The organism is Castellaniella daejeonensis, assembly GCF_039523555.1.
GTDB lineage: Bacteria > Pseudomonadota > Gammaproteobacteria > Burkholderiales > Burkholderiaceae_B > Castellaniella > Castellaniella daejeonensis.
Map to the genome: position 1 here is coordinate 13,039 of NZ_BAAAFN010000017.1, position 18,473 is coordinate 31,511.

Sequence of the window (18,473 nt, forward strand, 5' to 3'; positions counted from 1 at the left end):
CGCAGGGCTGTGCTCATGCGGGTTGGCCCGTCCCCTGCTGGTATTTCCACGCGCTGGCGCACATGTCCGCCAGCGTGCGGGTGGCCGCCCAGCCCAGGTGCTGGCGGGCCTTGGCGGGATCCGCAAAACAGGTGGCAACGTCGCCAGGGCGCCTGGGCTGGATCCGGTAGGGCACCGTGTGCCCGGACGCCTGTTCAAATGCACGAACGACTTCCAGCACGCTGTAGCCCTGGCCGGTACCCAGGTTGATGGCATGCCAGCCGGTGTGGGCAGCCAGGAAGCCTAGCGCCGCGGCGTGGCCTTCGGCCAGGTCCATGACGTGGATGTAGTCGCGTACGCCGGTGCCATCGGTCGTGGGGTAGTCGTTTCCAAAGACGTTCAGCTCGGCGCGCATGCCCTTGGCAACCTGGGCAACATAAGGCATCAGATTGTTCGGCACACCCCGGGGGTTCTCGCCGATCAGGCCGCTTTCGTGCGCCCCCACCGGATTGAAATACCGCAGGCAGGCGATGCGCCAGGCCGGGTCGGATGCCGCCAGATCGCCCAGGATTTCCTCGATGTGCAGCTTGCTGCGGCCGTAGGGGTTGGTGGCGCCGGTCGGGTGGTTTTCATCCAGGGGCAGGTACTGCGGCTCGCCATAGACGGTGGCGCTGCTGCTGAAGACCAGCGTGCGCACGCCGGCGGCGCGCATGGCCTGCAGCAGGCATACCGTGCCCTGGACGTTGTTGGAAAAGTATTCCAGCGGCTTTTCCACGGATTCGCCCACCGCCTTCAGGCCGGCAAAATGGATCACGGCCTGGATGGCGTGGTCGCGCAGGACGCGTTCCAGCAAGGCCGCATCGCGCACGTCGCCCTGCACAAAGGCCGGTGCCGCGCCCAGGATGCGCGCCAGCTGGCCGACGACGGTCTCGCTGCTGTTGGACAGGTTGTCGAGCAATACGACGCGGTGGCCTTGTTGCGCCAGGACGGTTGCGGTGTGGCTGCCGATGTAGCCCGTGCCGCCGGTAAGCAGGATGTTCATGGGGTATGCGGTTAGTGGATGGCAGAATTCATGGAATGGTACAGCCTATGCGTTCATCCCATGCCCTATGTCGTGACCAAGGGTTGCCGGCGCCCTTGCCCGAAGTCTGCGCGCGGCCACCCGCTACAATTCACCATCCCTTGTTTCTTACTGACTCCGTCATGCCCCCCACTCCGGCCGCTCCCCCTGCCTGGCTGTCGACCTGGATGTCGGCCGGCGCCGCGCTGTTCTTCCTGCTGATGCTCTCGGTCCCGTCGGGCTATTCCGTGGGCGGCGGCGTGCTGCTGCTGGGCGGGTTGGCGGTCTGGTGGACCAGCCGCCGGCCGGGGTGCCAGCACCCGGGCGCCGAGCACACGCCGGGCGCGCAGGCGCCCGCACCATGGACGGCCGAAGACCGCACGCTATGCGTGCTGCTGCTGGCGATATTCGCCGTCAACGCCCTGGCCGTGCTGTGGCACGGGGACTCGGGCAAGTACCTGGACCAGGGCACCCGCTACCTGCTGGCTGTGCCTATCCTGGCGGGGCTGCGGCGCATCCGGCTGCGCCTGGATTGGCTGGCGTGCGGCCTGGCGCTCGGGCTGTTCGCCACGGCGGGCGTCGCTGCGTGGCAGACAATCGGCATCGGGCTGGCCCGTGCGGATGGCTTCGTCACCAGCGCCATTCCGTTTGCCGACATGGCGCTGACCATGGCCTTCTGGTGCCTGATGGGCGCCGCCCTGGCGGCGTTCGGTCGGCGGTGGGGCTGGACCACCCTGCTGCTGGCTGGATCCCTGGCCGGCCTGTACGCCATGATGGCAGCGGCCACACGCGGCAGCCTGGTGGCGCTGCCGATCCTGTTGGTACTGGCGGCCATCGCGCTGCTGCGCCGCGCGCACCTGCGCCCCCTGCTGGCGGGCATCGCCATCCTGGCGGCGGCCGCGGCCATCGCGCTGTCCACCCTGCCCATTGGCCACATTGCCGAAAGCCGCTACGCTGCCGCGCTGGACGAATGGCACGCGTACACACAGCAAGGCGACGCCACGAACAACGTGGGATCCCGCCTCGAGGCCTGGAAGGCCGCGCTGATCAGCATCCCGGAACGCCCCCTGCTGGGCTGGGGCCACGAGCAGTACGACGCGCATCTCCAGGAACTGATCGAAGCCGGGCGCGTGGCGCCCTTTGTAGGCACGCTGGCCAACACGCACAATCAGTTCGTCGAGATCTGGCTGCACCAGGGCGGCCTGGGACTGGTCGCGTTCCTGGCGCTGCTGATCGCCAGTTTCTGGTATTTCTGCCGCCGCCTGCGCGCGCCCGACCCGGCGGTGCGGGTGCTGGCCTGCTGCGGGGCGGCGCTGCCGGCCGCCTTCGCCGCCTACGGCCTGACCCAGGTGATCCTGGGCCGCAACAACGGGGTGATGTTCTTCCTGGTATCCCTGGCGGTGCTGTGGGCCGCGATGCGGCAGGCGGAACGGGATGCGGCGCAGGCCAAGGCCAATCACCGGACCTAGGTCGGCTCCAGGGGGATGCCCAGCACCTGCCTGGATAGTGCCTGCCAGATCGAACGCAATTTCAAACCCTGGGCCTCGGCGAATTCGGGATAGAGGTCGCAGTAGTCTTTCAAGTCGGGCAATGTCGCACTGATGGCGTCGCGTATTTCCTGGAAGACCGTCTGGACCTGGCGGCGGTTCAGCCCGCAGGTGACGCGTCCAAAGCGCATCAGCGATGCCGCGGAGGGAAAGGCCCGGCGACCATCCAGGCTCAGGGCGATCTGATCCTGTGATAGATAGGGCAAGGTGCTGCATACGTCATAGACGGGCGCCAGCTTGACGGGATGGGTCGGATCCTCGTAAAGCACGCCGAAATTCTTCAGATGCGCGTCCCCGTCGCCCAGTGCGAAAGACAGCGCGATACGCTTGAACAAATCGATCCGCCCCCGGGAACGGTCCGCCGGATTCAGCATGAGCAGCATATTGCGAAACAGGGTCTCGTAGCTGCCCTCGTACTTTTGCCGCGCAGTCTTGGCGCACAGCGTGGCGCCATCCTCGAACCCTAGGCGCGCACCATCCTGGCCCGCATCGAACCGCTCTATGACCAGCATGTGCCCGCTTTCAGTCAAATGAACATGCGCCGTCGACAGGCCGCTGCGGGCACTGACCCTCATGCACAGGTATTCATTGATCGATAGCCAAGGATAGTCTTCGCCCGGGGTCTTGAGAATGAATTCCCGGGTGGCGAGCGTCGTCCGCACAGGGGCGACCGGGGGTTCGGAAGGTCGATACAGCACTTTGGGATGCGCCCCGCTGACACCACTGCGCGACGCCACTTTGCTCATCATTTCTTCCATCAGCGCCGCGCTGTCGGGATGCCGGAGGATGTGCTCGAGAGAAACCGGGTCGCCGCCCTCCCGATGGGGGCGCTGGCCATAAGGCACGGTCAGCACCCGACCGATGGCCGAAGCCCCGGTGATGGCGGCCAGATCGAAGTCGCCCATATGCTCGATGAGCTTGGCATATCGGGCAATCAAATGATCCCTGAGCACGCCTTCCGGCAGGCTCTGGTCGAAAATGGGCGGCAGGTTGCCGACGAGCCCGGCGGCCTGCGGCACATAAGGCGCACGCCGGATAGGCATGGTGATCGACACCGCGTCGCGATCCGCCAGCCCGCTATCGTAATAGAACGCGGTGTGCGCCTGCCAGACAAAACCGGGGTCCCGGAATCGTTCGAGCGTCCCGACCTTGCGCAAGCCGTGACGGTCATCGACCCACACGTCCAGCAGGTCTTCAGGTGCGGAATCGCGGTTTTCTAGCATGGGACTGCTCATATTCCTGCTGGTTGATCGCCATCAGTTCGTCCATGGTGGGCCGATCAGTCGGCGCCTGGGCAACCCGTAATTCCAGACCCACGGCTTCCAGCAGCCGCTGCAATTTTGTGAAACCGATCTCGGATAACGCCCCTGATTCCAGCGATGCCACTGTGGCACGGGACAAACCAGCCTGCTGTGCAAGCTGTTGCTGGGTCAACATCACATCCCGGCGCTTTTGCCGGATCAGGAGACCGACCTGTTTGATATCCATGACGCGGTAGATTTGTATTAAATAATAGACTTTATGCCGTATAAAAATAGAAAAGTCAATTATTTAATACATCCGGTGGCAGGGCGTCCGGCTACAGCGGCGCGATCCGTCCGAATTCCACCTGCACGGTCTGCGGGCGGCCCAGGATCTCCAGCAACAGGGTGACGCGATCGGCCGAGACCGACTGGACCAGCGCCTGGACGCCGCCCAGCACGGGATCCCGCAGGCGCACGGCCATGCCAGGGCGGTAGGGGCTCAAGTCGGCTGGACTGGCGGTTTCACGCAATTCCTCCGCACGTCGGATGGCCTGGACCGCATCGTCCGCCAGCGTGGCGGGCTGGTGGCCGAACATGACCAGCCGGCTGACGCCCACCGTGGAGCGCACCACGGACAGGGACTGCGTGGTCCGGGTGGGCCGCAGGAACAGATAGCGGGGGAACATGGGTTCGTGCGCGGTCGGGGCCGGATCGGATGTGCAGCGGCGCCGCCCCGGTTCCCGGAAGACCTTGAACAGCGGCAGGTAGACCTCGAAATCCTGGCGCCGCAGTTGTTCGGCGGCAGTGCGTTCCTGGCGGGGCTTGGTGTGGGCGACGTACCAGGCGGCGGGGAGATCAGGCATATTCAATATGGCACCCGCACATCCGGGGCATCCACGGGAAAATCCCGGTGATTGCGCGACACCAGCAACATCCCATGGACCTGGGCGGAAGCCCAGATGATGGCATCGGGTAGCCGGATGCGCCGTTCCCTGCGGATGACGACGGCACGACCCGCCACCTGGTCATCCACTCCGATCCGCTCGAAGGAATCCAGCCAGCGACGGATCGCGGATTCCTCGTGCGGCACGGCACCCACCAGCACCTCCATCCAGGTAATGATGCTGATGGCCGGCCGCGCATAGCGGTCGAGTTCGGTATGTGCCTTTTCGTGCCCGCTGAGGAAATCGATGAGCACGTTGGTATCGATCAGCGCTCTTACCATTCTGCTCTTTGCGCCTCCTGGTATTCGAGCCCGTCGATCGAGCGATCCCGCCAGAGACCGAACACGGCCGATGCATCACCCGGCGCATGGTGCGCGAGATAGGCATCGATGGCATCACGGATGATGGCCGCACGGGACCGCCCTTCGGTGCGCACTTTTGCGGCAAGGGCCTGCAACTGCGTTTCCGAGAGATCGATGAGGATTCTGGCCATGTTTTTTGAGCCCTCAGAAGATATCATCATTGTATATCATCCAGATTCATGACCAAAGGAAATCCAGCATATCCACCTGGACCTGCACTGTCAGCCTGCGACTTCTACGCAAGCCTGTCGCCTGCCCGGATCACCTCGCAGCAACAATTCGGGCGCCTCCTCTTTCAAGGAAGGCGCCCGATGCATGACGCGCGGCAGCGGAACCGGATGGCCAAGCCAGCCATCCGGATCGCCCGAAGATCAAGCCTCCGCGTGTTTGGCGGCCTCGACGGCGGCGTCGGTGTCGTGCGGGGCGCCGTTGAAGAACAGGTTCAGCAGCACGGCCGACAGCGACGTCAGCAGGATGCCCGATTCGATCAGCGGGTGGATGGCGTGCGGCATCCACTGACGGAAGTTCGGGGCGACCACGGGGATCATGCCCATGCCGATCGAGATGGCGACGATCATGGCGTTGTTGCGGTTCTTGACGAAATCCACGCCGCCCAGGATACGGATGCCGGTGGCGGTGACCATGCCGAACATCACGATGCCCGCGCCGCCCAGCACGACGGTGGGCAGCGATTCGACCAGCGCCGCCAGCTTGGGCAGCAGGCCCAGGACCAGCAGGATCACGCCGCTGGTCACGCAGACGAAGCGGCTGCGCACCCCGGTGACGGCGACCAGGCCGACGTTCTGCGAGAAGCTGGAATACGGGAAGGTATTGAAGATGCCGCCGATCAGGGTGCCCAGGCCGTCGGTGCGCAGGCCGCGCGCCAGGTCTTTCTGGCCGATCTTCTTGCCCGTCATGTCAGCCAGCGCCAGGAACATGCCGGTGGATTCGATCAGGATCACGATCATGACCAGGACCATGGTCAGGATCATCCAGAAATCGAATTTCGGCATGCCGAAATGGAAGGGCAGGACGATATCGACCCATTCGGCCTTGCCGACTTTCTCGAAGGTCATGATCCCCATCGACGCCGTGATGATGGCGCCGATCACGATGCCCAGCAGCACGGCGATGTTGGCCAGGAAGCCCTTGCAGAACTTGGCGATCAGCAGGATCGACACCAGCACGATGGCGGCGATGCCCACGCCGGTGAGGTTGGCGTATCTGGGATTGGGCACCGTGGGCATGATGGCCAGGCCCTGGGGCACGGCCGGCAGGGGCGAACCCGGCGCGCCCGCCGCGGCCCGGATATTGTTGAGCCATTCCACGTAGTTGGGATCGACCAGGGACGGCGCGGTGGGGCCGAAGGGGTTGCCGAAGATCCAGTTGATGCCCACGCGCATCAGGGTGATGCCGATGATGGCGATGATGGTGCCCGTCACGACCGGGGGAAAGAAGCGCAGCAGCCGGCTGATCCAGGGCGCGATGATGATGGTGATGATCCCCGCCGCAATGATGGTGCCGAACAGTAGCTGGGCGCCTTCGTGCCCCGGGTTGGACTGGGCGATGTGGATCATGGGCCCGACCGGGGCGAAACTGACGCCCATGATGACGGGCAGCTTGATGCCGAACCACTGGGTGGCGCCCAGGGACTGGATGATGGTGGCGATGCCGCAGGCGAACAGGTCGGCGGCGATCAGCAGGGATACTTCATGCGAATCCAGGCCCAGCGCACGGCCGATGATCAGGGGGACGGCCACGGCGCCGGCGTACATCACCAGCACGTGCTGCAGCCCTAGGGCCGACAACTGGCCCAACGGCAGGATCTCGTCCACCGGAGCGACGGTTTTGCTCATGTCTTGTCTCCAAGGGGCGGGGCGCGCCCGTGCCGGGGCGCCCCTGATGTCTTAGGTCGGAAGTCCGAATGCGCCTTTGCAGCGTCTTCCGGCAACTCTACCGGAGGCGCCTTCAGGCCGCCATGCGCAAAGCACGATAAGGTCTTTTCGGCCCGGCGCATAATCCCGGGTAAACCCTGGGATTTTCAGGAGATATCCACGGATCGGTGCGGGATGGCAGGGAAAGTCCCTAGGGGCGTGAGATTGCCCGATCTTCCATATGACCGATGCCCGACTGCCAGCACGGCGATCTGGTATCCGAATCACCCCCGCAGGCGGTCGATCCAGTGCCGGGTGGATGCGTCGTGGCGGACGGCTGAGTCATCGGCGGCGGGAGCGGCCGCGCGCGCCTGGCCGGACGGATCCAGTTCGGCGATGATGCCGCGCGCCAGGACCTTGCCGTATTCGACGCCCCACTGGTCGAAGGGATCGATGCCCCAGATCACGCCCTGGGTGAAGACGCGGTGCTCGTACAGGGCCAGCAACGCGCCCAGGGAATACGGCGACAGGCGCTGCAGGACGATCAGGTGGTTGGGACGCCCGCCCGGATGGACGCGGTGCGGCGCCAGCCAGTCGGCGCGGGCGGCGTCCATGCCCTCGGCCAGGCATTCGGCACGCGCCTGGGCCAGGCTTTTGCCGCGCATCAGCGCCTCGCGCTGGGCCAGGCAGTTGGCCAGCAGCTGGCGGTGGTGCGCCGGCCAATGGTGATCGGCCTGGCGGCACAGGATGAAGTCCACCGGCGCGCCGTCGCTACCCTGGTGCATCCACTGGAAGAAAGTATGCTGGGCATCGGTGCCGGGCATGCCCCAGACGGCGGGGCCGGTGGGCACGCCCACGGGCCGCCCGGCAACGTCCACGGACTTGCCCAGCGATTCCATGTCCAGCTGCTGGACATAGGGCACCAGGTTGGCCAGGCGCGAATCATAGGGCGCGATGTTCAGGGATCCATGCCCCAGCACGCTGCGATTGACCACGCCCGCCAGCGCCATGCGCACCGGGGCGTTCACGGCCAGGGGCGCCTGGGTGAAATGCGCGTCCATGGCGGCAGCGCCCGCGCGCAGGCCTTCCAGCACATCGATGCCCACGGCCAGCGCCGTACTCAGGCCGACTGCCGACCACAGGGAAAACCGCCCGCCGACCCAATCCCACATATGGAAGATCTGGTTGTCCGGCACGCCCCAGGCGCGGGCGCGATCGGGCCGGGCGGTGACGGCAGCCAGGTGGGCGGCCGGGTCCAGGCCGGCGCCGGCCAGCCATTCGCGGGCGCGGGCGCCGTTTTCCAGGGTTTCGGCCGTGGTGAAGGATTTGGAGACCAGCACGACCAGGGTTTCGCGCGGATCCAGCCCCGCGAGCCCGCCTTCGATCGCATGGCCGTCGATGTTGGCGACGAAGCGCACGTCGCGCCAGGTGCCGGCGTAGCCGAACGCCGTGACCGCCAGGCGCACGCCCCAGTCGGAGCCGCCGATGCCCACGTGCACGACGTGGCGCCAGCGCCGTTCCGCATCGGCGCGCCGCACCCAGGCGTCCATGCGCTCGCGTTCCGCCCGTACCTGGGCCGGCGCCTCCGGCGCGCGCAGCGCGGTATGCCAGGCCGCGCGGCCTTCGGTGACATTGACGGGATCGCCCGCCAGCAGGCGCTCGCGCTGCGTCTCGAAATCCCGCGCGCGCAGCAGGGCTTCGCCCGCGGCCATGAGCTCGGGCGAATGGCGCTGGCCGCTGGAATCCAGGGCCAGGCCGGGCGCCTCGATCAGGTCCAGCGCATCGGGGCGCGGCGCGCAGGTCTGCGCCGCCAGCGCGAAACGTTTCCATTCGGAAAGTTCGGTCAGCGGTACGGGCGTATCGGCGGTCATGAGACGATCGGACATGGCGGCGTGATCGGGATCGGCGGAATCGCCGGTCATTATGTCATGCGGTCATACAAAAACGCTCCGGCCCGCCAAGAATAACCGGAGCGCTCCCATGTGATGGGGACGGGGCCATTTTCAAATTGAGCCCCCTTCCCACGTCGCGCCTTGCAAGGCGCTCCGATTCGATAGGCTGTGAATGGTCCGCAGGGATCATTCACAGTCCAATCTCATCCCGGGCGCCGGATTCAGCAGCGTTCGAAGATGCCGGCCGCGCCCATGCCCGTCCCCACGCACATGGTGACCATGCCGTACTGCAGGTTGCGGCGGCGCAGGGCGTGGATGGTGGTGGCGGAACGGATCGCGCCCGTGGCGCCCAGGGGGTGGCCCAGGGCGATGGCGCCGCCCATGGGGTTGACCACGTCCTCGTTCAGGCCCAGGTCGCGTATCACGGCCAGGGACTGCGCGGCAAAGGCTTCGTTCAGCTCGATCCAGCCCATCTGGTCCAGCGTCAGGCCGGCTTTCTTCAGGGCGGCGGGGATGGCTTCCTTGGGGCCGATGCCCATGATGTCGGGCGGCACGCCGCGCACGGCGAAGGACACGAAGCGCGCCAGCGGCGTCAGATTGTGTTCCTTCAGGGCGCGCTCGGACACCACCAGCAGGGCGCCGGCGCCGTCCGAAGTCTGCGAACTGTTGCCCGCGGTGACGCTGCCCCTGGCGGCAAAGACGGGACGCAGTCGGGCCAGGGCTTCCAGGCTGGTGTCGGCGCGCGGGCCCTCGTCCAGGGTCACGGTGCGGCGGTCTTCGCGGATCTGGCCGGTGGCCAGGTCGGGCGTGCGGCTCACGATTTCCACCGGCAGCATTTCGTCGGCGAACTCGCCCGATTGCTGCGCGGCCAGGGCGCGCTGGTGCGAGCGCAGGGCGAAGGCATCCTGGTCCTCGCGGGACACCTTCCAGCGCTGGGCGACCTGCTCGGCGGTGGAACCCATGCCGTAGGCGATGCCGATGTTTTCTTCCTTCAGGTAGACATCCGGGCTGAAGGAGGTGTTGATCCCCATGGTGGGGACCAGGCTCATGGATTCGGTGCCGCAGGCCAGCATCACGTCGGCCTCGCCCACGCGGATGCGATCGGCCGCCATGGCAATGGCGGTCAGTCCGGACGCGCAGAACCGGTTCACCGTCACGCCGCCCACCGACTGGGGCAGGCCCGCCAGCAGGGCGCCGATGCGGGCGACATTCAGGCCCTGCGGGCCTTCGGGAATGGCGCAGCCGACGATGGCGTCTTCGATCGCGGCGGGATCCAGGCTGGGCGCCTGGGCCAGCACGCCCCGGATGGCCTTGGCCAGCAGATCGTCGGGACGGGTGTGGGAATACATGCCGCGCGGGGCCTTGCCGATGGGCGTGCGCGTCGCGGCGACGATATAGGCTTGTTGAAGGGCTGTCATTCAAAGTCTCCTTGTTCGGGTATCCGGGCCGGCGGCCGGCCCGGGCTTCGTCCTCGACGCGTCAGTTGCGGACGGGCTTGCCGGTTTGCAGGAGACCGGCAATACGCTCTTGTGTCTTGGGATTGGCGAGCAGGCCCAGGAAGGCCTCGCGCTCCAGGCGCAGCATCCAGGCTTCGTCGACCAGGCTGCCCGGGTCGACGTCGCCGCCGCAGATGGCCGTGGCGACCTGTTCGGCAATGTGGAAGTCGTAGTCCGAGATGTAGCCGCCCACGCGCATGTTCACCAGCTGCGCCTTCAGGGTGGCGATGGCGTCGCGGCCGGCCACGGGGAAGCGCGCGGCCAGCGGCGGACGCCAGCCCTGTTCGGCCAGGTTGGCGGCCTCGCGCACGGCCACGTACAGCAGTTCGTGGCGGTTCATGACGATGGGGTCGGATTCGCGCAGGAAGCCGATCTCGCGGGCTTCCAGGGCGGACTTCGACACGCGCGCCGTGGCCACGGCCAGCACGAAGTTCTTCACGTAAGCCAGCAGCGGGGCGTCCGGGGCCGACTGGGCCTGGATTTCCGCCGCGCGGCGGGCGCTGAAGGTGATGCCGCCCGCGCCCGGCACCAGGCCGATGCCGACTTCCACCAGCCCGACGTAGCTTTCCAGGTGGGCGACGCGGCGGGCGCAATGCACGGCCAGCTCGCAGCCGCCGCCCAGGGCCAGGCCGGCCACGGCCGCAACCACGGGCACCTGGGCGTAGCGCAGGCGCATGACCATGTCCTGCATTTCCTTCTGGATCGGCTCGACGGCCTTGACGCCGCCGGACATGAAGGCGGGCAGCATGGCCTTCAGATCGGCGCCCGCGGAGAACGGGTCGTCCAGCTGGGCGACGACCAGCGCCTTGTAGTTGCGCTCGGCCAGGTCCACGGCGCGGACCACGCCGCGCACCACATCCGGGCTGAGGGTGTGCATCTTGGTCTTGAACGACACCAGGAGCACGTCCTGGGGATGCGGGGCCGGCAGCGTCCAGCACAACACGGCATCGTCTTCGTGCACGACGTGCGGCACCAGGGACGGGCCTTCGCCGACCAGGCGCGGGGCGCCGATCTGGCGCCGGTAGACCGGCAGCGCGCTGCGCGGCACGTAGGTATTGGACGCGGGGCTGTAGGAGCCTTCCGGCGTGTGCACGGCCTGCTTGTCCCAGACCGGGCCGCTGGTGACCCAGGCGGGCAGCGGCGCGTCGGACAGGGCCTTGCCGGCGGCGATGTCTTCATTGATCCAGTCGGCCACCTGGCGCCAGCCGGCGGCCTGCCAGATTTCGAAGGGGCCGAAGCTGTGGCCGAAGCCCCACTTCATGGCCTGGTCCAGTTCGCGCGCGCTGTCGGCGATGTCGCCCAGGTGCACGGCGCTGTAGTGGAAGGTATCGCGCAGCACGGCCCAGACGAACTGCGCCTGGGGATGCGAGGAATCGTGCAGCGCCTTCAGGCGCTTGGCGGGATCGCGTTCCTTCAGGATGTCCTTGACCTCGTCGTCGGCCTTCTCGCCCGAGGGCACGTACTGCCCGGCGGCGGGGTCCAGGCGCAGGATCTGCTTGCCTTCCTTCTTGAAGAACCCGGCCTTGGTCTTCTGGCCCAGGGCGCCCTTTTCGATCAGGGCGGCCAGCACGGGCGGCACGCCGAAATGCGCGCGGAAAGGATCATCGGGCAGCTGGTTCTTCATCGTGTCGATGACGTGCGCCAGCGTGTCCAGGCCGACCACGTCGGCGGTGCGATAGGTGCCCGACTTGGCGCGGCCCAGGCGGGTGCCGGTCAGGTCGTCCACCAGTTCGTAGGGCAGGCCGAAGGCCTGGGTGTGATGGAAGACCGACAGGATGCCGAACACGCCGATGCGGTTGCCGATGAAGTTGGGGGTGTCCTTGGCGCGCACCACGCCCTTGCCCAGCTGCGACACCAGGAAGGTTTCCAGATGGTCGAGCAGGGCCGGCTCGGTGGCGGCGGTGGGGATCAGCTCGACGAGCTGCATGTAGCGCGGCGGATTGAAGAAGTGCACGCCGCAGAAGCGGTGGCGCAGCGTCTCGGGCAGCGCCTCGGACAGGGACGTGATGGACAGGCCCGAGGTGTTGCTGGCAACGATGGCGTGCGGGTTCAGGGCCGGCGCCAGCTTGTGGTACAGGTCGCGCTTCCAGTCCAGGCGCTCGGCGATCGCTTCGATGACGACATCGCAATCGGCCAGCAGCGCCAGGTCTTCGTCGTAGTTGGCCGGCGTGATCAGGTCGGCCAGGGCATTGACGCCCAGCGGCGCGGGATTGAGTTTCTTCAGTTGTGCGATGGCGCGCTGAACGATGCCGTTCTTGCCGCCCTGGCCGTCGTCCTTGGCCAGATCGAACAGCACGACCGGCACGCCGGCGTTGACGCAGTGGGCGGCGATCTGCGCGCCCATGACCCCGGCGCCGCACACCGCCACGCGGCGGATGAACAGGGGGGCGGACTGGCTGGTTTGCATGATATTGTGTCCTCGCTGGTTTTAATGAGTTGCCCGATTTTTCGATTGTCGCTGATTTGTGCCGAAAATTCAAACGATCGTTTGAATTCGAAAACGTCCCTTTCACCATGGCTCGATTGCCCCGTCTCTACGCTCCTCGCATTCCCCAATTGGTCGAGGCGCGCTTCGCGCGTCCGCTGGCGCCGGCGGACGCGCCCGCTCCCGCGGCGGCGCTGGACCGGATCCGCGGCTGGCTGGCGGAGGAGATCGGCCGCGCGGCGGCGGGCGAGGCCGGCGCCGTGGCCCTGCACGCCTGGACCATCCTGCCGGACCGGATCACCCTGCTGGCCACGCCGGGCGACGAGGCCGCGCTGTCGCGCCTGATGCAGGCGCTGGGACGGCGCATGGGCTCGGGGCTGATGCGCACGCGGGTGTACGCGGGCCGCTACCGCAACGCCCTGCTGGAGCCGGGCCGCTGGGTGCTGCCGGCCATGGTCTGGCTGGAATCGCTGCCGGTCTCGACCGGCCAGGTGGGCTCGCCTGCGCAATGGCCCTGGTCGTCGGCGGCGGACCACGCCGGGCTGGGCGGCGCGGCCGATACGCCGGGCAAGCGCCCGGCACTGACGGATCACCCCGATTACTGGCGCGAAGGCGACACGCCCTTTGCCCGCCAGGCCGCCTGGCGCGGCCGGCTGGCCGCCGGGCTGGGTGAACTGCAAGGCCGCCAGATCGAGGCGGCGCTATCCGGCCAATGGGCGCTGGGAGAAAGGATTTTCCTGACGCACCTGGGGCGCCTGGCGTCCCGGCGCGTCAGCCCGGCGCCGCGCGGGCGGCCGAGGAAGGCGGCGGAGTAGTCCTTGCGCAGCGTCGAGCGGATGCCCGCTTTCATCGGATGTCAGCGCGGCAGGGCCAGATGCACCTTGATCGCATCTTCAAGTGCCAGCATGTCCGGTTTGCCCAGGCAGCCCAGCCGTTCCTTTAGACGCGACTTGTCGGCCGCCATGATCTGGTCCGCCATGGCCTTGCTGGCTTGCCCATTCACTGTCACCAGGGCTTCGCCCGGATACTGACGAGCCACACTGCGGGTCAACGGCACGACGACCACACGCACGAGATGCCGATTGGCGGCATCGTTGCTGACGACCACAGCGGGTCGGGTCTTGCGGATTTCACTACCTACTACAGGATCGAATTCGACCCACCAGACCTCACCGCGCTTCATGATCGCCCTTTTTCCCCGGCTGAGGAGAAGGGTCATCCGCCAGATCGCTCGCCAGACCATTGCACCATGCCTGAGCCTCGTGCTCGCGCGCGGCGTCCGCCGCCATGGCCTGATAGCCGCCATCCAGCGAATCGCCCAGGACATGCGGCCTGAGCAGGTCTTCGATGAATTGACTCATATGCCGCTTCCCCACGGTCCGGTACAGGCCGTCGTAGACATCCTCATCCAGCGTGATGGTCATTCGCTTGTGCATGACTCACCTCTAAATACGTTATACGTATAACGTACTATAGATCCTGGAATGGGTCTATCAGACGGCAAAAAAGGTACCCTGCTTTTTTTGGAGGACAACCTTGCGTATCGCACACAGGATAATGCCCAGACCCGACGACGGACAGAGTGACTGGGCGTTTTTGTCACGCCCCGGGCGCTAAGAAGCGCGATGTGTCTTCAGCCTCATTTCGCGATCCCCAGGAAGACGGCCAGGCAGCGTTCGACTTCCACCAGGGTGTCGGCACCGACGTGGCCGATGATCCGCCCGATCTTGCTGCGTTTGATGGTCATGCTCTTGTCGATCATCACCTGAGATGGCTTGCGCAGGCCGTTTTCCGGGCTGGGATCCAAGGTGATGCGCAGCAGGGGAGCCGCCACCAGCGTACCGGACACCGGCAGTACGGTGACACTGGCGTGTCCCATGAACTGATCCGCCTGCAGCACCAACGCGGGTCTGGGCTTGCCGAAATCGCCCTGCACAACCACCGTCACCAGATCGCCGCGCCTGGCCCTGGGCTGCGACGTCATTCCGTCCAGCCATCCACATCGGCCAGGGCCTCATCCATGAATGCCTGCAGATCCGCATCGGCATGATCCGCCCGGGACACCAGCAGGCTCTGCCGGCGGCATTCCTCCTCGAACCCGGGGCGCCTCGTATCCGGCACCCAGATCTGCACCGGCCGCAATCCCGCCATCCGCAACGCGGTGCGATGCTTCTGAACCCGCGCATTCACATGGGTTGTCGCCATTTTCATTCTCCTGATATGCGCGTTACATGAAACATGATACAAGCCCATCTCGTTACATGCAACAAAATAGGCCACCGCAGCTTTCCTGCCAGGCCCGACACCCCATGGTAAAAGTCCCGCGATCCCTGGGAAAGGGGGCGCGGGACCGGTTTGTCGCAGCGACGGATCGATCAGAACGAGCTGGTCACTTCCATGAAGAAGGTGCGGCCGGGCTGGTTGTAGGTGTAGGCGCCGGCGCCGTAGATGTAGTTGGCCGCCTGCGGACCCGTGAGGTTCACGCCGATGGCGTTGCCCGCGCGGAAGATGCGCTTGTCGAATACATTGTCCACGCCGGCCGTCACGCGGAAGTGCTTGTTGACCTTGTATTGCGTGCTCAGGCCGAACAGGGCGTAGGGCGGGATCTTGTCGGTGGCGCTGCCCGTCAGTGGCTGGCCGTAGTAGTCGTACTTCGGTCCTTCCTGCTCGCCATAGACGGTGGCCTTGGCGCGCAGCGACCAGGCCGGCGTCACCTGCCAATCCAAGGTGCTGTTGATCGTGTATTCGGGAATGGTGGACAGGTGTTCGCCAGTGTCCTTGTTCTCCGATTCGATCATGTAGGTGAAATTGGTCGACCACAGCCAATCCTGGGCAAACGGCCAGGTCAGGTTGCCTTCGATGCCCTGGACGACGGCGCGGGGGATGTTTTCCCATTGGAAAACGTTCTGGGTCTTGCCCCCTGCCACGAAGGACGACACGGGCGAGCGCCCGGCCTCGATCTTGTCGCGGTAGTCGTTGTGGAAATAGGTCAGGCTGGCGCCCAGACCGTCCGGACTGCGGAATTCGATCCCCAGTTCCTTGTTGATGCTGGTTTCGGCCTTCAGGTCCGGGTTGCCCATCAGGAAGCAGCCGTTGCCGCCACCCGCAGGATTGCCCCAGCAGCCGTTGCCCGCGCTGTAGAGCGCGTAGCCGGAATTGCTCTGGTACAGGTTGGGCGCCTTGTAGGCGCGGGCGATGCCAGCCTTCACCGTCCATTGGTCGTTGACCATGTAGGACAGGTTCAACGCGGGGCTCCAGTTGTTGCCCTGGATGCTGTGATGATCGAAGCGCAGGCCCGGCGTCACGGTCCAGTGATCGCCGATGTACAGGTTGTCCTCGGCGAACACCGAGTAGATGTTCGCATGCGTCCTGGGCTGGTAGGCCACCTGGGGCGTGGGAACCTGCGCCTGAGGGTTGCGCTTCTTCAGATCGGACGAATAGTCCTCCAGATCCTGGCGCACCCATTCCAGGCCGAACGTGCCCATCTGATCGACGCCGCCCCAGTTCAGGCGGCGGCTCAGTTCGGTGTGGGCCGTCAGCGTGCGCAGGTTGATGTCGCCATAGCCGCCGTCATTGACCTTGGGATTGGCGGGATCATTGAATGCGCCCTCGGTGCCCCCCGCCAGACCTTCCAGCAGACGTGTATTGCGCGTCTGTTCGTACTGCAGGTAGCTGAGGGTGTGGGTGCCGGCATTCCAATCCCCGTTGTGGGTGATGGAATAGGCCTGCCGGTAGATGCGGTTGGTCTCGCCGCCCAGCTCGCGCTTCACCATGTCGTTGGTGTTCGTGTTCTGCGTGTCGCCCACGTAGATGTTGCCCTGGCGCCCGTAGCCGGCCTCGAAATCGATCTTGTGGCCGGCAGCGGGTTTCCAGCTCAGCACGCCATTCACATCGCGGTTCTTGAAGCCTTCGCGCCCGGCGGGGAAGGTGTCCTTGTGCTGCCCTCCGCGCGCCGACTGATGCCCTTCATTGATATCCCACGCGTCCCCCTGGAAATTCGCCGCGCTGCCGGTCAGGCGGAAATCCAGGCGGTCGGAGATCGGACCGGCCAGGCTGAAGGTGGTGCGGGTGGTCGAGCCCTCGTCGCTGTGCTCGGGTGCGTTTGCATAGACCGAGACCGAACCGCTCAGCGTGTCCGATGCGGGCTTGGTGATGATGTTCACCACGCCGCCGGCTGCGCCGTTGCCATAGCGCGCGGCCGACGGGCCCCGCAGGACTTCGATGCGCTCGATCTGCTCGGGCGGCACCCAGTTGGTATCGCCGCGCGTGTCGCGCTCGCCGCGCCAGCCGAAGCGCACCGACCCGCGCGAAGACACGGGCTTGCCATCGATCAGGATCAGCGTGTTTTCCGGCCCCATGCCGCGGATGTCGATCTGGCGGTTGTTGCCGCGCTGGCCGCTGGAGGAATTGCCGGTCAGGTTCACGCCCGGCATGGTGCGGATGATTTCCGATACGTCGGTGGCCGGGGGCGATTTCTGGATGTCTTCGGACGTGATGGTGGATGCGCCCGGGGTCTGTTTCAGTTCCTGTTCGGCCTTGACGATGACGCGGTCGAGCTGTGAAACGCCGTCGGACGATTGCGCGCCCGCGGGCGCGGCGGCCAGCCCCAGGGCAATGAACAGGCCGATCGGCGGCAGGGCGCGGCCCTGGACCTTGGTAGCAGACATGTGATTCCTTCGCTTGCTGCAGTGTGTCAAAAAACTGACGTAAATATAAACGATAATCGTTTCTATTCACATACGAATTGATTGATCCACATCAGCAAGACACCCCATGACCGCTGTGGCGGCGCTTACGCTGCCGCCAGCAGCCAGCGCCAGCCTGGCATCAGCGCATCCTGCGGCGCGGTCCGGTGGGTATGGCCCGGCAACACGGCGGCATCCAGACGCAGGCCGGGGCACAGGTCCAGTGCTTCGGCCAGGGTCCGCATGCCGTCCACCATGGCGCGCGCCCGACGCATGGCCAGGCGCCGGGCCTGCTCTTCCGCAGGAAGACCGGCGCCGCGCTCTTCGGGCGCCAGGCCCTGCTCGTGCTCTCCCACGGTCAGCCGGACACCGAGCCGCGGCAGGCCTGCGGCGCACAGCCATGCACGGCGGCGGCGCAACAGGCGGGCGGCGTAGCGGCCGCCCCACCAGACGGAAGGGCTGGACAGCACGTAGCCGTCGAAGGCGCGCGGCCGGTGGGCCAGGACGTACAGGGCGAACAGGGCGCCCAGCGAATGGCCGCACAGGACCTGGCGGCGCGGGTCCAGGCGCCAGTCGCCAGCGACCCGCGCGCGCACGCAATCCAGGACACGCAGCCAGCGGGCGGCGCCCGATCGCATGCCGGGCTGCGTTTCCGTGGCAGCCGCACTGCCGTCGGCCGTGCCCCGCGCGCCCCAACCCGCCGGCACATAATCCCGGCGGCGATCTTCGGGCACGCCCGGTCCCAGGCCCACCAGCAGGCCGGGCAGGCCTGCCGGATCGGCGCGCATCGACTCGAACTGCCCGATGTCCAGCACGTAGGCCACCGGCCAGCCGTCCGCCGGCATCAGGCCGGGGGGCACGGCAACGCGCACGATGCAGGCGCGGCCGTCATCTAGAGGCAGATCAAAGGCAGGCAGGGTCATGTTCCACTATACTGGCGGGGCCGTAAACGGTTCTCATTCTAT

At 66.3% G+C, this 18,473-nt stretch carries 18 protein-coding genes; 2 read left to right on the forward strand and 16 right to left on the reverse strand.

Going from position 1 to position 18,473, the window contains the following annotated elements; translation table 11 throughout:
- Positions 1-13: 13 nt before the first annotated feature.
- Positions 14-1,021, reverse strand: coding sequence for a UDP-glucose 4-epimerase GalE (galE, locus tag ABD022_RS13690; RefSeq protein ID WP_343821868.1), 1,008 nt, complete (start codon positions 1,019-1,021; stop codon positions 14-16).
- Between the two features lie 161 nt (positions 1,022-1,182).
- On the opposite strand from galE, the gene ABD022_RS13695 reads away from it, so the two are divergent.
- The gene (locus ABD022_RS13695) at positions 1,183-2,508 is read left to right on the forward strand and encodes an O-antigen ligase family protein (RefSeq protein WP_343821871.1); all 1,326 of its coding nucleotides are present in this window, start codon (positions 1,183-1,185) and stop codon (positions 2,506-2,508) included.
- Here ABD022_RS13695 and ABD022_RS13700 read toward each other — a convergent pair.
- The 9 genes from ABD022_RS13700 to ABD022_RS13740 all read right to left on the reverse strand — a co-directional run bounded on the left by ABD022_RS13700 (position 2,505) and on the right by ABD022_RS13740 (position 12,805).
- On the reverse strand, positions 2,505-3,809 hold the full coding sequence (locus ABD022_RS13700) for a type II toxin-antitoxin system HipA family toxin (protein WP_343821873.1): 1,305 nt from the start codon (positions 3,807-3,809) through the stop codon (positions 2,505-2,507). The genes ABD022_RS13695 and ABD022_RS13700 overlap by 4 nt on opposite strands.
- Positions 3,781-4,074 carry a helix-turn-helix domain-containing protein gene (locus tag ABD022_RS13705; RefSeq protein ID WP_343821875.1) on the reverse strand — a complete coding sequence of 98 codons (294 nt, stop codon included), beginning with the start codon at positions 4,072-4,074 and terminating at the stop codon, positions 3,781-3,783. Before ABD022_RS13705 ends, ABD022_RS13700 begins: the two co-directional genes overlap by 29 nt.
- A 91-nt stretch (positions 4,075-4,165) precedes the next feature.
- Positions 4,166-4,693, reverse strand: a complete 528-nt coding sequence (gene nusG, locus ABD022_RS13710) for a transcription termination/antitermination protein NusG (RefSeq protein ID WP_343821878.1) — start codon at positions 4,691-4,693, stop codon at positions 4,166-4,168.
- Positions 4,694-4,695: 2 nt separating this feature from the next.
- The gene (locus ABD022_RS13715; RefSeq protein WP_343821880.1) at positions 4,696-5,055 is read right to left on the reverse strand and encodes a type II toxin-antitoxin system VapC family toxin; all 360 of its coding nucleotides are present in this window, start codon (positions 5,053-5,055) and stop codon (positions 4,696-4,698) included.
- Complete coding sequence (locus tag ABD022_RS13720; protein ID WP_320347699.1) at positions 5,049-5,267, reverse strand: ribbon-helix-helix domain-containing protein; 219 nt, start codon at positions 5,265-5,267, stop codon at positions 5,049-5,051. The genes ABD022_RS13715 and ABD022_RS13720 overlap by 7 nt, the downstream gene beginning before the upstream one ends.
- A 240-nt stretch (positions 5,268-5,507) precedes the next feature.
- The gene (locus ABD022_RS13725) at positions 5,508-6,992 is read right to left on the reverse strand and encodes a nucleobase:cation symporter-2 family protein (RefSeq protein WP_343821884.1); all 1,485 of its coding nucleotides are present in this window, start codon (positions 6,990-6,992) and stop codon (positions 5,508-5,510) included.
- 302 nt (positions 6,993-7,294) lie between these two features.
- Positions 7,295-8,896, reverse strand: coding sequence for a glucose-6-phosphate isomerase (pgi, locus tag ABD022_RS13730; RefSeq protein ID WP_343821886.1), 1,602 nt, complete (start codon positions 8,894-8,896; stop codon positions 7,295-7,297).
- A 227-nt stretch (positions 8,897-9,123) separates the two neighbouring features.
- Entirely contained in the window at positions 9,124-10,320 is a 1,197-nt protein-coding gene (locus ABD022_RS13735) for an acetyl-CoA C-acyltransferase (RefSeq protein WP_325125496.1), read from the reverse strand.
- Positions 10,321-10,381: 61 nt separating this feature from the next.
- Positions 10,382-12,805 (reverse strand): 3-hydroxyacyl-CoA dehydrogenase/enoyl-CoA hydratase family protein, encoded by a 2,424-nt coding sequence (locus ABD022_RS13740; protein WP_343821889.1) that lies wholly within the window; start codon positions 12,803-12,805, stop codon positions 10,382-10,384.
- Between the two features lie 107 nt (positions 12,806-12,912).
- Between ABD022_RS13740 and ABD022_RS13745 the strand changes: the two genes are divergently transcribed.
- Positions 12,913-13,638: a hypothetical protein gene (locus ABD022_RS13745; protein WP_343821892.1), complete on the forward strand. Its 726-nt coding sequence runs from the start codon at positions 12,913-12,915 to the stop codon at positions 13,636-13,638.
- Between the two features lie 41 nt (positions 13,639-13,679).
- Here ABD022_RS13745 and ABD022_RS13750 read toward each other — a convergent pair whose 3' ends face one another.
- The 6 genes from ABD022_RS13750 to ABD022_RS13775 all read right to left on the reverse strand — a co-directional run bounded on the left by ABD022_RS13750 (position 13,680) and on the right by ABD022_RS13775 (position 18,431).
- Complete coding sequence (locus ABD022_RS13750; RefSeq protein ID WP_343821895.1) at positions 13,680-14,006, reverse strand: type II toxin-antitoxin system PemK/MazF family toxin; 327 nt, start codon at positions 14,004-14,006, stop codon at positions 13,680-13,682.
- The gene (locus ABD022_RS13755) at positions 13,993-14,247 is read right to left on the reverse strand and encodes an addiction module antitoxin (protein ID WP_343821898.1); all 255 of its coding nucleotides are present in this window, start codon (positions 14,245-14,247) and stop codon (positions 13,993-13,995) included. The genes ABD022_RS13750 and ABD022_RS13755 overlap by 14 nt, the downstream gene beginning before the upstream one ends.
- Positions 14,248-14,462: 215 nt before the next feature.
- Positions 14,463-14,807 carry a type II toxin-antitoxin system PemK/MazF family toxin gene (locus ABD022_RS13760; RefSeq protein WP_343821901.1) on the reverse strand — a complete coding sequence of 115 codons (345 nt, stop codon included), beginning with the start codon at positions 14,805-14,807 and terminating at the stop codon, positions 14,463-14,465.
- Complete coding sequence (locus ABD022_RS13765) at positions 14,804-15,028, reverse strand: antitoxin MazE family protein (protein WP_343821904.1); 225 nt, start codon at positions 15,026-15,028, stop codon at positions 14,804-14,806. The genes ABD022_RS13760 and ABD022_RS13765 overlap by 4 nt, the downstream gene beginning before the upstream one ends.
- A 170-nt stretch (positions 15,029-15,198) precedes the next feature.
- On the reverse strand, positions 15,199-17,490 hold the full coding sequence (locus ABD022_RS13770; RefSeq protein WP_343821907.1) for a TonB-dependent siderophore receptor: 2,292 nt from the start codon (positions 17,488-17,490) through the stop codon (positions 15,199-15,201).
- 125 nt (positions 17,491-17,615) lie between these two features.
- Positions 17,616-18,431, reverse strand: coding sequence for an alpha/beta hydrolase (locus tag ABD022_RS13775; protein ID WP_343821909.1), 816 nt, complete (start codon positions 18,429-18,431; stop codon positions 17,616-17,618).
- Between the last annotated feature and the right edge of the window lie 42 nt (positions 18,432-18,473).

Coding starts and splice junctions, on each gene's coding strand:
- galE (WP_343821868.1), bottom strand. CDS start 1,021: ATGAACATCCTGCTTACCGGCGGCACGGGCTACATCGGCAGCCACACC.
- ABD022_RS13695 (WP_343821871.1), top strand. CDS start 1,183: ATGCCCCCCACTCCGGCCGCTCCCCCTGCCTGGCTGTCGACCTGGATG.
- ABD022_RS13700 (WP_343821873.1), bottom strand. CDS start 3,809: ATGCTAGAAAACCGCGATTCCGCACCTGAAGACCTGCTGGACGTGTGG.
- ABD022_RS13705 (WP_343821875.1), bottom strand. CDS start 4,074: ATGGATATCAAACAGGTCGGTCTCCTGATCCGGCAAAAGCGCCGGGAT.
- nusG (WP_343821878.1), bottom strand. CDS start 4,693: ATGCCTGATCTCCCCGCCGCCTGGTACGTCGCCCACACCAAGCCCCGC.
- ABD022_RS13715 (WP_343821880.1), bottom strand. CDS start 5,055: ATGGTAAGAGCGCTGATCGATACCAACGTGCTCATCGATTTCCTCAGC.
- ABD022_RS13720 (WP_320347699.1), bottom strand. CDS start 5,267: ATGGCCAGAATCCTCATCGATCTCTCGGAAACGCAGTTGCAGGCCCTT.
- ABD022_RS13725 (WP_343821884.1), bottom strand. CDS start 6,992: ATGAGCAAAACCGTCGCTCCGGTGGACGAGATCCTGCCGTTGGGCCAG.
- pgi (WP_343821886.1), bottom strand. CDS start 8,896: ATGTCCGATCGTCTCATGACCGCCGATACGCCCGTACCGCTGACCGAA.
- ABD022_RS13735 (WP_325125496.1), bottom strand. CDS start 10,320: ATGACAGCCCTTCAACAAGCCTATATCGTCGCCGCGACGCGCACGCCC.
- ABD022_RS13740 (WP_343821889.1), bottom strand. CDS start 12,805: ATGCAAACCAGCCAGTCCGCCCCCCTGTTCATCCGCCGCGTGGCGGTG.
- ABD022_RS13745 (WP_343821892.1), top strand. CDS start 12,913: ATGGCTCGATTGCCCCGTCTCTACGCTCCTCGCATTCCCCAATTGGTC.
- ABD022_RS13750 (WP_343821895.1), bottom strand. CDS start 14,006: ATGAAGCGCGGTGAGGTCTGGTGGGTCGAATTCGATCCTGTAGTAGGT.
- ABD022_RS13755 (WP_343821898.1), bottom strand. CDS start 14,247: ATGACCATCACGCTGGATGAGGATGTCTACGACGGCCTGTACCGGACC.
- ABD022_RS13760 (WP_343821901.1), bottom strand. CDS start 14,807: ATGACGTCGCAGCCCAGGGCCAGGCGCGGCGATCTGGTGACGGTGGTT.
- ABD022_RS13765 (WP_343821904.1), bottom strand. CDS start 15,028: ATGGCGACAACCCATGTGAATGCGCGGGTTCAGAAGCATCGCACCGCG.
- ABD022_RS13770 (WP_343821907.1), bottom strand. CDS start 17,490: ATGTCTGCTACCAAGGTCCAGGGCCGCGCCCTGCCGCCGATCGGCCTG.
- ABD022_RS13775 (WP_343821909.1), bottom strand. CDS start 18,431: ATGACCCTGCCTGCCTTTGATCTGCCTCTAGATGACGGCCGCGCCTGC.